This is a genomic window from Adhaeribacter terreus (assembly GCF_042657365.1).
GTDB classification, from domain to species: Bacteria; Bacteroidota; Bacteroidia; order Cytophagales; family Hymenobacteraceae; genus Adhaeribacter_A; species Adhaeribacter_A terreus.
On sequence record NZ_JBHSKT010000001.1, the window covers coordinates 237795 to 254322 of the forward strand.

At 46.6% G+C, this 16528-nt stretch carries 8 protein-coding genes; 4 read left to right on the forward strand and 4 right to left on the reverse strand.

Translation table 11 applies throughout. The annotated features are described in order from the left end of the window. Positions 1–18 precede the first annotated feature (18 nt). From ACFPIB_RS01130 to uvrB, 4 genes are all read left to right on the forward strand, one after another. Entirely contained in the window at positions 19–696 is a 678-nt protein-coding gene (locus tag ACFPIB_RS01130; protein WP_378015574.1) for a DedA family protein, read from the forward strand. Positions 697–811: 115 nt separating this feature from the next. After that, on the forward strand, positions 812–1546 hold the full coding sequence (locus ACFPIB_RS01135) for a shikimate dehydrogenase family protein (RefSeq protein ID WP_378015575.1): 735 nt from the start codon (positions 812–814) through the stop codon (positions 1544–1546). Positions 1547–1582: 36 nt separating this feature from the next. After that, positions 1583–1996 (forward strand): YkvA family protein, encoded by a 414-nt coding sequence (locus tag ACFPIB_RS01140; protein WP_378015576.1) that lies wholly within the window; start codon positions 1583–1585, stop codon positions 1994–1996. A gap of 202 nt (positions 1997–2198) precedes the next feature. Further along, positions 2199–4226, forward strand: coding sequence for an excinuclease ABC subunit UvrB (gene uvrB, locus ACFPIB_RS01145; protein ID WP_378015577.1), 2028 nt, complete (start codon positions 2199–2201; stop codon positions 4224–4226). Between the two features lie 276 nt (positions 4227–4502). On the opposite strand, the gene ACFPIB_RS01150 is transcribed toward uvrB, so the two are convergent. From ACFPIB_RS01150 to ACFPIB_RS01165, 4 genes are all read right to left on the reverse strand, one after another. Then, the gene (locus ACFPIB_RS01150; RefSeq protein WP_378015578.1) at positions 4503–6518 is read right to left on the reverse strand and encodes a T9SS type A sorting domain-containing protein; all 2016 of its coding nucleotides are present in this window, start codon (positions 6516–6518) and stop codon (positions 4503–4505) included. 201 nt (positions 6519–6719) lie between these two features. Continuing rightward, the gene (locus ACFPIB_RS01155; RefSeq protein ID WP_378015579.1) at positions 6720–8927 is read right to left on the reverse strand and encodes a B12-binding domain-containing radical SAM protein; all 2208 of its coding nucleotides are present in this window, start codon (positions 8925–8927) and stop codon (positions 6720–6722) included. Positions 8928–9043: 116 nt separating this feature from the next. Continuing rightward, complete coding sequence (locus ACFPIB_RS01160; protein WP_378015580.1) at positions 9044–15436, reverse strand: T9SS type A sorting domain-containing protein; 6393 nt, start codon at positions 15434–15436, stop codon at positions 9044–9046. A 165-nt stretch (positions 15437–15601) separates the two neighbouring features. After that, on the reverse strand, positions 15602–16429 hold the full coding sequence (locus ACFPIB_RS01165; protein WP_378015925.1) for a M28 family metallopeptidase: 828 nt from the start codon (positions 16427–16429) through the stop codon (positions 15602–15604). Between the last annotated feature and the right edge of the window lie 99 nt (positions 16430–16528).

A 16528-nucleotide genomic window follows, 5' to 3' on the forward strand; every position in this document is an offset into this window, starting at 1 on the left:
CTATCCTCCGAAGTTTTCATGGAAATTATTAAGTACCTGATCGATTTTATTCTGCACCTCGATGTGCATTTAACCGAGATCATTACCAATTATGGTGTATGGGCATATGCCATTCTGTTTTTAATAATTTTTGTGGAAACGGGTCTGGTAGTTATGCCATTTCTGCCCGGCGACTCGCTGTTGTTTGCGGCCGGTGCGTTTGCGGCTCCGCAGGTAATTAACGGGCAGCAAGTAGATGGTCCTTTTAATGTGTATTACCTGATCGGTTTGCTGTTTATTGCGGCCTTTCTGGGCGATACGCTCAATTATTCCATTGGAAACTGGTTTGGCCCGAAAGTTTTTCAGAAAGATTACCGTTTCCTGAAGCGCGAATATTTAGAAAAGACCGAAATGTTCTATCACAAACATGGCGGTAAAACCATCATTTTTGCGCGTTTCATTCCCATCATTCGCACCTTTGCGCCGTTTATTGCCGGCGTAGGAACCATGCGGTATGCGAAGTTTATTTCCTACAACATCATTGGCGGCATTATCTGGGTAGCGGGTTTTGTGCTGGCAGGCTACATGTTCGGCAATATTCCGGCCGTGAAAAAGAACTTTACCTACGTGATCTTTGCCATTATTATTCTTTCGGTGCTGCCTCCGCTTTTTGAAGTGGCCAAGCATAAATTTGCCCGCAAGAAAGTAAATGCTTAAAAAACGGTAAAAAACCGTATGGTTTTCGGGCTAAAAACTCATAAGTAAAAGGCGGAATTTATTTCCGCCTTTTTTATTTTCGTAGCAACAGCAGTAACAATTTAAATACAGTTTTATGCGCAGATTCGGTTTGATCGGTTACCCGTTGGGGCATTCGTTTTCCAGAAAATATTTCACGGCAAAATTTCAGCGTGAAGGCATTACTGATGCAGTTTACGAGCTTTTCGAATTGAAAAACCTGGAAGATTTTCCGGCGTTGCTGGCGCAATACCCGGATATGGTTGGTCTGAGCGTTACCATTCCGCATAAGCAAAACATTATCCAGTTTCTGGATGAAATTGATCCGGTAGCTGCCAGAATCGGTGCGGTAAATACCGTAAAAATTACGAACGGAAAATGCACCGGTTTCAATACCGATTATATTGGTTTCCGCGATTCACTTAAAAATTTCTGCCCGGAATTAACTTCGGTTAAAGCGTTGATTTTAGGCACCGGTGGCGCTTCCAAAGCCGTGCAGGCGGCACTTCAGGAGCTGCATATTCCTTTCAAATTAGTTTCCCGGAATCCGAAGAACGAAGAGGTGAGTTACAAAGATCTTACACCGGAAATGATTGAAGCGCATAAACTCATCATCAATACCACGCCGTTGGGCACATTTCCGAATACCGAAACATGTCCGGAAATTCCTTATGAGTACCTGACCACAACCCATTATTTGCACGATCTGGTTTATAACCCGGAAGAAACGTTGTTTATGAAAAACGGTACGGAAAAGGGTGCCAAAACTAAGAACGGTTACGAAATGCTGGTGCTGCAAGCAGAAGCTGCCTGGCAGATCTGGAACAGCTGATTTTAGCTTTGTGCAGTTTTTTCGCGTACACCGTTTATGAAATTGCTGCAAAAACTTCGCGAAAAAGCCCGCCACCTGAATACGGAAATTTACGCGCTTTATCTGGCCTATAAGCATCCGAAGGTTTCCTGGTCGGCCAAAATTATTATTGCTATAACCATTGGTTACGCCCTTAGCCCGATAGATTTGATACCGGATTTTATTCCCGTGTTCGGTTTTTTAGACGATCTGCTCATTGTTCCGGCAGGCATTGCGCTTTCCATTCGGCTTATTCCGGTTTCGGTTTTGCTGGAATGCCGCCTGAAAGCGATGGAGCTGTTTCATAGCAACAAACCCAAACTACGCTATGCCTGGATGATCGTTTTCTTTACCTGGATCCTGGTTGCCTCAATTGTTATCATGCTTTTTTATAAGCTTATTCACGAGCCAACGCCAGCCGAAAACCTCTGAACGGTGCGTAAACATCTTGTGACTTTTTCAGCCGGAAACCATACCGTTTTCCAGTTAAAAAGTCGAATAAACGAGCAACCAGAATTCGGAATATCGTAGTAAAAACGGTAGCTTTTCCGGGCAAAAAAGTACGTAATCGCAAACTATAAGTGCTGCCGGAATGTTATCATTTGTCTATCTTTACCAGCTTAAATCAGCCTGAATGGATTTTAAACTAACTTCTGAATTTAAACCGACCGGCGACCAGCCAAAGGCAATTGCGCAACTTACGGAGGGCGTTAACAATGGCGAACGTTCCCAGACTTTGCTTGGTGCTACTGGTACCGGTAAAACGTTTACGGTTGCCAACGTAATTCAAAATACCGGAAAACCTACGCTCGTACTTTGCCACAACAAAACGCTGGCCGCGCAGCTTTACGGCGAATTCAAATCTTTCTTTCCGGAAAATGCCGTAGAATATTTTATTTCGTATTACGATTATTACCAACCAGAAGCTTACATTGCTTCTTCCGACGTTTTTATTGAAAAAGATCTGGCCATAAACGAAGAGATCGAAAAGCTTCGCCTGCACTGTACTTCGGCTTTGCTTTCCGGTCGCCGCGATATAATTGTAGTTGCCTCGGTTTCATGTATTTACGGTATCGGTAACCCGGAGGAATTCGGAAAGAACGTAATTTATATCTCTGCCGGACAGCGCGCCAGCCGCAACAATTTGCTCTATTCTTTTGTGCAGATCTTGTATAGCCGCACCGAAGCTGAATTTACGCGTGGTACTTTTCGGGTGAAAGGCGACACCGTGGATATTTACCCGGCCTATGCCGATTTTGCTTACCGCATTTATTTTTTCGGTGATGAAATTGAAGCGATCCAGCGCATCGATCCGGCTAGCGGCAAGAAAATAGGCGATGAAAGCAGCATTGCGCTTTACCCGGCCAACCTTTTCGTAACCGGCAAAGACACACTGCACCAGGCTATCCAGGAAATTCAGTTCGATATGGTGGCGCAGCACGAATATTTCGAAAAAGAAGGCCGCGATGTGGAAGCCAAACGCATAAAAGAGCGTACCGAATTCGACCTGGAAATGATCCGTGAACTGGGTTACTGCTCCGGCATCGAGAACTATTCGCGTTACTTCGACCGCCGTCAGCCCGGTGGCCGGCCTTTCTGTTTGCTCGATTATTTCCCGGACGATTACCTGATGGTGATCGACGAAAGCCACGTAACAGTGCCGCAGGTGCGCGCCATGTGGGGTGGCGACCGCGCCCGGAAAACGCAGCTCGTAGAATACGGTTTCCGTTTACCTTCCGCTATGGATAATCGCCCGCTCACGTTCAACGAGTTCGAAAGCATGCAGCGGCAAACGATCTTCGTTTCAGCTACGCCTTCCGATTATGAATTGCAACTTTCGGCCGGGGTTGTGGTGGAACAGATCATTCGCCCAACCGGTTTATTAGATCCGGAAATTGAAGTGCGCCCAAGTACCAACCAGATAGATGACCTGCTCGATGAAATTGATGAACGCATAAAAATGGGCGACCGCGTTCTGGTAACCACGCTTACCAAGCGCATGGCCGAAGAACTTTGCAAATACCTCGAAAAACTGCACCACAAGGTAAAATACATTCACTCCGAAATTAAGTCTTTGGAGCGGGTGGAAATTTTGCGTGAACTGCGCCTAGGCCATATTGATGTGCTGATCGGGGTGAACTTACTGCGCGAAGGCCTGGACTTGCCGGAAGTTTCGCTGGTAGCTATTCTGGATGCAGATAAAGAAGGCTTCCTGCGTGACCAGCGTTCCCTGATCCAGACGGTGGGTAGAGCGGCGCGTAACGAACGCGGCAAAGTAATTATGTACGCCGACCGCATGACCGGCTCCATGCAACGTACCATAGACGAAACCAACCGCCGCCGCATGGTGCAGATGGCTTACAACGCGGAGCACGGCATTACGCCAACTACGGTTTTAAAATCGAAAGAGGAAATTTTTGAGCAGACTTCGATTGCCGACGCTAAAAAGCCGGAAGTGAAAATGTATGCCGGTCCGGAAGAAGTTTCATTAGCAGCAGAACCGGTTATTCAGTATATGAAACGCGATGAGCTGGAAAAACTTATCCGCAAAACTGAAAAGCAAATGGAAGCCGCCGCCAAAGAACTCGACTTCCTGCAAGCTGCCAAATACCGCGATGAATTAGCCGAACTCCGCAGAATTCTGAAAACGAAACGCGACTAAATTTAAATTGTTAAATGGTTTAATTGTTAAATGGTTGCGGAATAAAACCCGAAACAGGCTCAGATCTGTTTCGGGTTTTTTGTTTTAAAAGCATAGCGTTTTCAAATGTGTTCTTGCAACAAACTTCCATCTTTTAGCGGTCTGCGGAAATTAATGCGACAGCACTTTTTCTACCTGAAATCATACCGTTTTCTGAAACGCCAAAAAACAAAAATGCCCGCTTCCAGGTGGAGGCGGGCATTTTTTTAACTTAAAAAGTTGATGTATTAAAGCAGCTTATTTAACTACAATACGTTTAACAGCAACTTCAGCGTCGGTAGAAGCTTTCAGCATGTAAACTCCAGAAGCTACGTTTTTCAGGTCAAGCGTTGCGTTATCTTTAGAAGCAGCAGCGCTGTAAACCAGACGGCCTTGCATATCGCGTACTTCCAGGTTCAGGTTAGAGCCTTTCATATCTTTAGCAGATACGTTGAACACACCGTTGCTTGGGTTTGGATAAACAGAAACCAGTTTCGCGTTCAGGTCTTCTTTCACGCCAGTAATGTTGGTTACTTCTGTTTCGAACATGAAACGGTAATCAAATTCAGCATCAACCGGAGGAGTTGGAGTAGCACCTGGGATCGGCATTACGTATTGAGCACCCATGCGGTCTAAATCTTCAAACTGAACAGAGAATGGATACGCATATTTGGTTGCAGCAGCGTTTGCTAACATACCCATACCAACGTAGTAATCCTGATTCTCTACAATTGCAGGAGTTGTAAATGTAAAGTTAACGTAATCATCAACGTCATTTACAGTAAGAACTTTATCAGCAGATCTTGCTAATACATTACCAGCAGCATCAACAACTACTGCAAATACAGTACGGCCAATGGTGTTCACAGAGGTAGTAAAAGTATTGTCGCCTGCAATGTAAGTACGCATGCTTTCTACTCTTAAACGGTTTGTTGCGAAGTAACGTGATAACCATACACCAGAGTTGGTGGTAAAAGTATTACCAATCGGGGCAGCAGTTGCCGATTCAAGTTCAGCGTCAGAAGCAGCATCTGGGTAAACCGCATAGTTTTCAGTTGAAGCTGATACAAATTGGTTAAATTCCATGAAATCGTTTTCTGCATAACCGTCTGTAGGAACAGTTACTTCAATCAGGTTTGAACCAGCAGTGGTTGGTAAATAACCAGGGAAAGTAACAATTGCTGTATCGTTTGGAGCAAGCGATGCAATTGTAGCGGTGCTTGTTACCGTATTGGTACCTGAAACCTCTAAATTAATGGTTTGATTGGTAGCTGTTGCAGTTCCTGTATTTTTGATAACAGCCTGAACTCTGTGTGGTGTACCACTAGCCACAGAAATTTTTCCTTGTGAGAAAACGGTTTCAACAGAAAGGTCGTTAGCCGGCGTAGCAAATTTTACAAAGCGGAAAGTACGGCCTGCATCTGGTATTAATGCGTTTGCACCAACAAATGTCGGGATGTATGGGTTACCGCCAAAAACTGTAGTTTTTTCGAATCTGGTTTGTGCCCAAGGAACTGGAGTTAAGGAAGTACCTGTAGTAGGCAGGTTACCCATACCTAATCTGTCGTTTTCTCCGCCAGTAGTACCCTTAAGCGCGATTACGAAAAATTGAGGACCAGCTGTATTGCCTGAAGAAGTCCAAGGGCCATATACAAACTCAATATTATTCGTGCCTTCGTATAATTTTACCTGGAAGTTTATTACTGAGAACTGGCTAGGCGTAGCTGAAGTACCGGAACCTGTTTGTTTATCAGATAAGTTTTCGAACTGGATAGTAGTTACCCGGTTAGGAGCAGTACCGGTAGTAGCTACTCTGAATTCAGTAGGGTTAGTAGTTTGATTTGCAGCTCCCTGTAAATCTACGCCGGATAACGGTGCAATTATGTTAGCATCACGAAAAGCACTAGAGAAAATGTTAGCTTGAGGACCAGTGCTTGATATAGCAGTGGTACCTAACTTAATAAAACCGTTTGTATTTAAAGTAAAATCGGTGAAGTTAGTACCATTGAAATTGAAAGTAAACCCAATAGGTTGTGCAGCAGAATTTGCATTGTCGTTATTGGCAACGGTAATAGCTGTGCCGGAAGTACCTAAATCCGTATAAGTTCCGGTTGTGTTAACACCATCGAAAGCTTTGTAATCTAAATTTTTTTGCGCCATTGCTGGCATTGCGCAAAAAGAACCCGCAGCAAGGGCTGCTAAAAGCATCCGGCGCTTTAATTTCGACGCCTTGAAGCTCGGGCTTGAAATGGCATCTTGTAGATGTTTTTTCATAAAAGTGATAAATAAATAAAAAGTGAAAATTTCAGTTTTGTAAATCAGACTGGAAATATACGCTTTTTCTGAAAAACAAGTATTCTTTTAATAAAAAAAAACAACCGGCTTCAATTTTGAACAAGGTTTGACTGTAAAGTTGCCCGTAACGGTTCAGTATAGATACAGCTTGTGTAATTAAAGTAGTTTCCGGAAAACCGATCAGATCAGAAGCAAACCTTTCTCCCGGATCTCCTGCCACCAAACGCTATCTAAAAAGGCTTCAAAACTGAGTGGCGCTTCCGTCGGAAAACCTGCCTCCAGATCTTTCAAACGCATTGGTTCTTCCGGATTGGCAACTAACTTTTTCAAAACCTCCAGCAACCACTTGCCAATCACTTCCGGAAGCTCGATTTCAAAGTCCTCGGCTTTTTCGTAGAACGTAAGTTTGCAGGTTGGCACAGAAGCGACTTTTTTACCCTCAAACCCTACCGTTTTTTCCGGAATATTGCCAAACCAAAGCAGGCGTAAATTCCGTTTTTCATAGTCAGTTTTTCCGGGCTCGGCTATAGCGTTATAGATCAGATTTTTAGCAACTGTGGTACGCGGCACTTTAAAATCGAACCAGAATTGCATGGGCTCGTCTAATCCTATTCCGTGCATATAATTATAAATAGCTTTCGCTAAACCTTTGCCGAAAGCTTCGTGGTCGGTGCCCTGCGGATCGTCGTGCCAAAGATCGTTGTAAGCAAAGCTGCCTTGCTCCGGACCAATTTTCACCACGCCAAATTTCTCCGGATGCCTACCAATCGGGCTATGTGCGGTCATAGAGAACCGATGCCAGAAACCCGATTGGATCACGTTATTCGCAAATAGCTGTCGTACTACTTCCAGAGAATCGATGGTTTCCTGCGCGGTTTGCGTAGGGAAGCCGTACATTAAATAAGCATGAACCATAATACCGGCCTGGGTGAAACCTTCGGTTACGCGGGCCACCTGCGCAATGCTCACGCCTTTTTCCATTTTCGCCAAAAGCCTGTCGGAAGCTACCTCCAAACCACCGGAAACCGCAATGCAACCCGAAAGCGCCAGCAACCGGCAAAGGTCCGGCGTAAAGGTTTTCTCGAAACGAATGTTGCCCCACCAGCTTATTTTCACGCCGCGGTTTATGAGTTCGATGGCCAGATCCCGCAAAGCAACCGGCGGCGCGGCTTCGTCCACAAAATGGAAGCCCGTTTGTCCGGTTTGCGCGATGATCTGCTCGATTCTATCTACCAAAAGGGTAGCGGGCGCAGTTTCGTAGCGGGCAATGTAATCTAAGGTGATGTCGCAGAATGAGCAGCGTTTCCAGTAGCAGCCGTGCGCCACGGTGAGTTTGTTCCAGCGGCCGTCGCTCCACAAACGGTGCATTGGGTTCATCACTTCAATAAACGAAATGTACTCCGTCAGCTTCAGGTCCGAATAATCGGGCGTGCCGACTTCGGTGTGCGAAATGTCTTTATCAGTAGCATTATTGATGTAAGAAACGCTACCGTTTTGGAGCAAAAAAGTCCGTTGCAGGTTTTCAGTTTCGCGTTCGCCGTTCAGATATTCCAGAATGCGTAGCCACGGACTTTCGCCATCGTCGAGCGTTACAAAATCAATGTATTTGAAAAGCCTCGGTTCGTTTAAACTCCGAAGTTCGGTGTTCGGGTAGCCGCCGCCCATCAGGGTTTTGATCTCCGGGTTAATGGTTTTTATGTGTTTCGCCAGCAGCAACGCGCCAAACAAATTTCCTGGAAACGGCACCGAAAAACCTACCACGTCCGGCTTCAGTTCGGTTAAAAGTTCGTCCATGCTTTCCAGCAACATTTCATCCGGAATAGTAAGCGGCGCGTGCAAGGCTTTCTCGATCGGGTCGAAACTTGTGGCGCTCAAACCTAATTTCTCAGCGTAGCGGCTAAACCCGAAATGCGGACAAACGGCTTCCACAATAAAATCGGCGATATCTTCTAAATAAAGCGTGGCTAAATGGCGTGCTTTGTCGGTAATTCCCAAGTCGCCAAAACCAGCTTCCAAATCGCCGATCTGGTCAAAACGCGAAGCTTCCGGCAGAAAACGACTGTAGCAAATTTGCTGCGCCAAGGTAGAGTCCTGGTTTTGCAGAAAGCGGATAACCGGCTCCACCGTTTCGAAATAATGTTTCCGGAGTTTATAAATGCGCTGCGAATTCTCAGAAAGTTGCTGCAATTGCTTTCCTGAAACGCTTTTAAACATCCGTTCCAGGCCTTTCCGGCAAAACATTTTCAGCACCATATCCAGCCCCAGATCCGCCTGATGCACGTTAAAACCTCGGCTTTTCAGGAAACCTTTTAAATAAGCGGTAGCGGGATAAGGCGTGTTGAGCTGTGTAAGCGGCGGAGTAATGAGCAGGATAACCGGAGATTTCAAAACCTGTAATTCAAATGTTTAGCCCGCAAATTTACGGAATTCCGGCGGTTTTATCGCGGTTTGCGTGCCCCAGACCCCGTAGAGACGCCCCTTTTAGGGCGTCTCTATAAATAAATCTATCTTTCAATCACCAGTTTCTGGAAGTACCGTTTCTCCGCCGAACTGATCTGCAGCAGGTAAAGACCTTTGGAGAGCGCTCCGAAATCCAGTTCTTCCTTAATTTCGCCCTCCGGTCCGGCTTGGATTTTCCGTTCAAAAACCTGTCTGCCCAAAGCATCTGTTACTACCAGCGAAACTTTCCGGAGTCCCGGCTGCTGCACATGAAGGGTAGTTTTAGCAGAAGTCGGGTTCGGGAATAAGCGGATACTGCTTGTGAAACCATCTTTCCTGATTCCATTCACTACAAAACTGAATACTGCCGAAGTATCTGATGCACAACCATTATTCCAGGCAATTACCTGATAGTTTCCGTTTTGAACAGGTTTTATTCCGGCTGAAGTAATGCCAGTGGAAGAGCCATTCAGCAGCCATTCATAGGAAGTAGCAGTTACAGTGGTTGCCAGGCTGTCGCGGTTTATGGCCGTAATTACAGGCGTAGGCGGATTGGCGTTTACTGTAATTTTTATGGTATCGGAAGCCGGGCAACCATTTTGAGCATAGGTGTAAACCAGGGAATGTAATCCCGTACCAGCCGCTGCAGGATCAAATGCTGTACCCGTAATTCCGCTGCTTCCGCTCCAGCTACCAGCTGCCGGCGTTCCTATTAATTGCAGTAGGCCATCATTCAGGCAAACTGTTTGGTCCTGTCCCGCTGAAACAACCGGAACGCCACGAACCACAATGCTTACCAGACCGGTACTGCTACAACCGGTTACAGGATCCGTAACCTGAAGTTGCTTTAAAATGGTATCGTTTTGAGCGGAAAAACTGGTGGCGGTAAAAGTTGGGTTGGCAATAGCCGGATTGCTGAGGCCATTGGCCGGAATCCAGTTATAAACCAAGCCGCTCACTGCCGGAGTGCCAATCTGTATCGAATCGCCGGAGCAGATATTGTGATCCGGACCGGCATTGGCATTTGGTCCGGTGAGTACCTGCACATTTTGGGAAGTGGTGGAAGTACAACCGTTTCGGGTAATAGTATAAGCAATCGAATAATTGCCCGGAAGCGCAGGAATAAACGTATTGCCGAAAACCAGACTCCCGCTAAACGTGCCGCCGGCCACCACCGGAACCAGGTTAATGGGTTGGGTAGAAGTGCAATATGTTGCGTTTAAAGTGTTGAAAGCACTATTCGGTAGCGGTTTAACAATTACGGTCATTTGAGCGGCGGCGCTTTCACAGTTTCCGTTTTTCCGGGTAATGTAGAAGCTGGTGGTATCGGTTAAATTCGTTGGTGTAAAGGAAGATCCCGTGTGTACCAGGTTTGTAAGCAATGAATCGGAGTACCAGCGAATGTTTGTGCCTATTGCTTGCAGAGGCGCTATTGTTTCGCCGATGCAGTATTCCGGCGGAGCTACGAATTGCGGCGTTTCCGGAACTGGCATAATGCTGAGCGGAACGGTTACCGGACTTACATACGCAGGGTCGGAAGCCGTTAACCTTAATATATACAGCGCGCTTTGCTTACTTCCGGCCGGAAGCGTTATCAATATGGTATCGGAATCAATTGAATTCAGGGAGCCCACAACAACCGGATTGACAAAATTGCCTGCCGAATCACTTAATTGCGCCTCAAATGCGTTCCCGTTTTGGAATGCCCCGAAAACCCGGTAAGCAAGTTTAAACTGTTCGCCGGCACAGAAACTGCTGCTGGCCAATGGCAAAGGCATAACCGCCCGCGATGAACTGCTCAATACACAAATGCTGAAATCTCCGGTTCCGGCTTGCTGGTTATAGGCATAGACACGCACGTAATATATATATCCTACCAGCGTACCAACTGCTTTTATCTGTTCGTTTCCACCAGCCACCGCCGTGTCGCGGCACACCACCGAAGTTAAAGCATTGCAGGAACCCTCCAGTAGTTCTACCACCAGATCAGCATTACCAGTATTGGTAACTGAAATTACATTTTCCACGCCAATGGCCGTAAATTTATACCAGACATCGGCCGCCGACGCGCCGCTGCAACCGGGCAACGATTGCGTTGCATGCAATACAGTGCCGGTAACCGGCTGACAGGTAGTGGCAGGAGTAAGGTTGATGGCAGTACTGCAATGGTCATTTACCGGTGGGGTTGGCAGTTCCTGAATGCAGATACTGAAATTGCCGCTTCCCCAGCCGGGACCGTAATGGTAAACCCGCACATAATAATCATCCCCGGCGGTAAGTCCGGCCGCATCTAAAATTTCAGCAGCACCCAAAGATGTTTTATCGCTGCAATACAGCAACACCGGATTATTGCAATTACCACCGAACACTTGCACTACCGCATCGAAACCTGCAGCGCTGCTCACGTTTATGCGTTGATTAGTATTGGTTGCCGTAAATTTATACCAGGCGTTTCCAGCAGCAGTTCCGGAGCAAACCGGCAAGCCCAGATCTGGTAGCGTGCCCGTAATACTACCGCTCACTGTATTGCAAACACCCGGGCCGTTAACCGGCAGCGTTACCGCCTGCTGGCAAGTGGCATTTACCGGCGTAATATCTTCGGTCAGGCAGATGGTGAACTTTCCGGTGCCATAATTCAATACATCTTCTGAATAAACCCGCAGGTAATAACTGGTACCTTGAGGCAAGTTGTAGAAGTGATGCGTTAAATTATTGCCGCCATTAAAGTTATAATTACATTCCACCGGCTTTAAATTTCCGCAGGTATCGCTGTAAACCATTAATCGTGGTGCAAAATTAGGGTTGCCTTGTATCTGTAAAGTAAGTTTGCGGGCGCTGGTTGCGGTAAATTTATACCATAGATCTTTACCGAGGCTTTCAGGAGTATTGGAGCAGTTATTGGCAACCGAAGCAGTAGCTTCCGAAATATTACCTTCTATGGTTGAACAGGTATTACCGGCAGTTAAAGTAATGGCTCCGGCACATTCATCATTAACCGGCGGGTTAGCCAAACGGACGTTCAGGCGGAAGTCGGCACAATGGGGTTGCGGCCAGGTATCTACTACCAGATAATAAGTACCGTTGGTAGTAAAGGTGAAGGGCAGCGTAGCCGAAGTATCCAGTCCGGTAGCAATAAAAGGTTGATTATTCAGGCCCATAAATGTGACCTGGCCGTTGCACTGATTCAGAATGCGCATACCTTTCCGGATGCTGTTCCCACCCAGTGTAAAGGCATAGGTAACCGGAGCATTGGTAACATTGAACTGGAACACATAATCTTCGCCGGCACCGTAAAGTACTGGCTGACCGTTGATAGAAAAGTCAATGCTATTTTCAATTATGCCAAAATCGTTGCCTTTACCGCAGGTGGTTTGCAGGCCGCTGTTAAACGGTATGGCCGGAATAATAAAAGGATTGCTGCAGGAAGAACCAACCGGTCGGGGCGGTGCATCGGTTACGCAAATCGTGAATTCACCGGTTGCGCTACTTAAGTTACCAGTATCAAATACTTTAATAAAATAGGTGGCGCCTGCCGTTAGTCCGGTTGCATACATTACCTGGGAATTGGTGCTGCTTTGCTGTACGTTACAGGCCAGAATAGTTGGCGTTGGACAAGCGCCTTGTAAAAGCTGGATTCCGGGCTGAAAACCAGCTAAGCCCTGCACGGTAATGTTGTGGCTGGAAGTTGAGGCTACAAACTTATACCAGACATCCATGTCGCCGTTTGCCAGTACTCCCGGGTTCATAAAAACCTTACAACTTTGTGCTGCGCCCGAACTGGTGGCAAGAACCGTGGTTCCGGAAACTGGCGTGCAGCTATTGGAAACCGGTAAAGTAATAGCATTGGCACACAGGTCGTTTGTCGGCGGCAGCGGCGCGGCGTTAATTTTCAGGCTGAAGTTTCCGCAATCTGTATTTCCTGCGGCCATTCCCTGGAAGAGAGCATCTTCTACTACAATATAATAGGTGCCGTTTGTATTAAAGTTGAAGACGTTGGTGGCAATGGAATCGCGGCCGGACTGGTTGGTATAAAGCAGCTGACCAGAGGTATTTATGGCGCAGTTAGTTGGGGAAAAGGCCGGACTTGGGCAGTTCCTGTATATATTTAACATTTTAGAACTATTGCTTCCGGAACTTAAGCTCATCTGGTAAGAAATCGGGGCATTGGTAACATCCAGCCGGAAAACATAATCTTCAAAAGGCAACGAGCCGCCGCCCCGGCAATCGCTGCCATAGTCGTCCTGGCTGCCACAGGTGCTTACCTGTCCGCTGTTGAATGGTATAGCCGTAACCGGAACTGCCGTAGCGCAAACTGCTCCAACCGGGGCTGGTGCATCTTCCTGTACCGAGATGGTGAATTTATCATAGGAAGAAGTAGTTGTGTAATCATAGACCCTTAAATAATAAGTAGTGCCCGGGTTAAGGTTGTTGGTCCTTATTTCTTCCTTTGGGTTTTGGGCATTATTATACCGTTTCATACAGACTAAAGAATTAAGACTATTGCAGGTGCCGCTGAAAAGCTCAACCAATGGACTGAACGTATATTCCGGAGTAGCTGGGGTATTAGGTAAACCAACAACTTTTATGAGCTGGTACGGAGAAGTGGCTACAAATTTAAACCAGACATCGTCGTTGGCATACGGTATAGTAGGAGACTGGCAGGAAGGCATAGATTGCGTGGTGCCCTGGGTGCTGCCGGCATAAGGAACCGGAACGGTGTTTATTGGCGCAACCGGTAATGTTATTGCGCCTATGCAATCATCGTTGTCGCGTAATTTGGTAATGCAGAACCGAAGTTGCGTATTAGTTATGCCTGCTGCCGGCGAATAAACCCGGAAATAATAAGTCTGGCCGGGAACCAGGTTAGGCAGATCAGCGCGGTTATTGACAGTGCCCTGAGGGAAACAAAGCATAGAAGTAAGATTGCCGCAGCGGCCGGAAAACAATTCGAAACTGCCCTGCACGTAAACCTGGTGTTTCGTGCCTTTGGCCACAAAACTATACCAGATATCATCGTCGGCAAAAGCATTAATGGTACTTCCGGAAGCAATGCAGCGTGGTTTTGATTGCGTTGCATAAAGCGAACTAGCGTTCACAAAGCTGCAGGTATCTCCAACAGTTACGCTGATGGCATTTATACATTCATCATTAACCGGCGGAGGTGGCGCATTTTTCAGACTGAACCGGAAGTCACCACAGGTTTGTCCGTCTACCACAAAGTAATAAGTGCCGTTCGTTTCCAATGTAATAATGCTGCTGTCGGCTATTCCGGATCGGGAAAGGGGACTTTCGCCTACAAAATTAGATGGCCGTAAAGCTGGTGTAGGGCAATCTTTAAATACAGCTACCCACAAACCGGGAGTAGTAGAAGTTGCCCGGTCGAGACGCATCAGGTAAGAAACCGGGGCATTGGTTACGTCCAGTTTATAAACCATATCTTCGCCCATCTGGTTGTAATTCCGAAAGTTGCTCCGGTAGTTATCGCCGCTTCCGCAGGTGCTTTGAAGGCCGCTGTTAAAAGGAATACCCGGAATATTTAAGGCATTCACGCACAAGGCTCCGGAAGGCATTGGCCGGTTTTTCACCGAAATGGTGAAGGTGTTGGTCGTAATATTATGCGTACTTGCGTAAAGTCGCACGAAATAGGTTTGACCGGTTATCAGTGGCGCCAATTGAATGGTAGCATTACCGCCATAACCAACATACACGCCGCACTGAATGGAACTTAAGCTGCTGCAGGTGCCCATTAAAACTTCTGCTTCCAGTTGTAAACCGGAGGATGCTATAATTTCCACATCGTGCGCCAAACCGGTTGCCGTAAATTTATACCATACATCGTTCGCTAAGTAGCCGGGACCGCCGCAAGGAGGCATAGATTCGGTAGCATTTTGAATGGAGCCGGTAACGGGAATGTGGGTGGTATTTACCGGTAGGTTTACTGCGCCGTCGCAATAGTCGTTGGAAGGATCAGTTATGCAGATGGTGAAATTTCCGGAACCGGCGCCGCCTTTGTAATGATAAACCCGCACGTAATACGTATCGCCGGGTATCAGGCTGTCAGGCTGGGAGATTTCTACTTGTCCTAAACCGCCAACATCGGTGCAACTAATGGAAGTAAGGTTTGAACACGAACCGGAAAAAGTTTCGATCACGGCATCGTAGTTCGAACTGCCGGAAACGCGGATGCCATGCTGGCTTTTCGTGGCTACAAACTTAAACCACACATCATCATCGGCTATACCTCCGGCTGCACAGGCAAGCAAGGTTTGCGTAGCGGCAGTAGATGTTCCATTTAACGGGCTGCATGTAACGCTTGGTGTTAAAGTGATGGCTCCGGCACAATTATCGTTTATTGGTACAGCCTGGGCATTTACCTTGGTTTCATGCAAAAAGCTTAAAAATAAAATAAGCCAGAAGGGGAATTTTACATAAGTCAGAGAACAGGAAGGGTTTTTCATAGGTTGCCGGCTATCGTGTAACTTCAGTAGTAACAGGAAATAACTCCTTTCGGGCAAAGACAATGAAAATACCGATATGGTTGTACGGGCTTGTAAACTTTTCTACATCCGTAAGAAATTCGGGCTGCTTTATGAACGCTGGTTGCTGAAAATAAAAGAAAAACGCTATGGTTTCGGGCTCAAAAACTGCGTGTAATCCAGTATTAACCGAAACAGCTCCGGGTATTTGGTTAGCGGCAGGGCATCTGGTTTATCCAGCACATCGTGGTAAAACGTAGTGCCGCCGAGGGTGTATAAAAAAAATGCCGGAACTCCTTTTTCGGAGAAAGGAAAATGATCGGAATTAGCTGCTTTGCCGCGACTTTTTATCTCCGGGAAATAGTGTTTTTCTCCATTCAGTTTCTGCAATTGCGCAAATTCCTTTTCGTGAATTTTGCCGTTCACCACCATTAAACCTGCATCGCCGGTTCCGGTTAAGTCTAGGTTTACCAGGAATTTTATTTGCTGTAAGGGAAATAAAGGATGTTCCACGTAAAACCGCGAACCCACCAAACCCGCTTCTTCGGCGCCAAAAGCCATGAACGCTACGGAATAAGCAGGTTGGTTTTCGGGTTTGGAAAAATGGTGCGCGAGTTCTAAAAGGAGGGAAGTGCCGCTGGCATTGTCGTTGGCGCCAGGGAAATACGCGTCTTCAGAAATGCGACCGAGATGATCGTAGTGCGCAGAGAAAACGATGAACGAATCGGACTGCACCTTTCCGGGAATAAAACCGATCACGTTCTGCGTCTGGTACTCCGGAATAAATTTCGCTTTTACTTCATATTTGACTTTTTTGGGTGTTTTCCCTACCGTTTTTTGCAGCAGATCGAACTGCGGTTGCGGATTTTGGTTTCTGGCTACGGTGTACGTTAGTTTCTGCGGATGCGTAATAAATATGGCAGCCGCTTCTTTCATTTTAAGTGCAAAAGCATCGGGCAGAATATTGCGCTTCATCCAGAATTTTTCAGGAACCAGTATCGCTTTGCCTTGTAAACTTTGCTTCAGAAATAATTCGCCGCGGCTTTCATCTAAAAAAATAAGCGTATCGAGCGG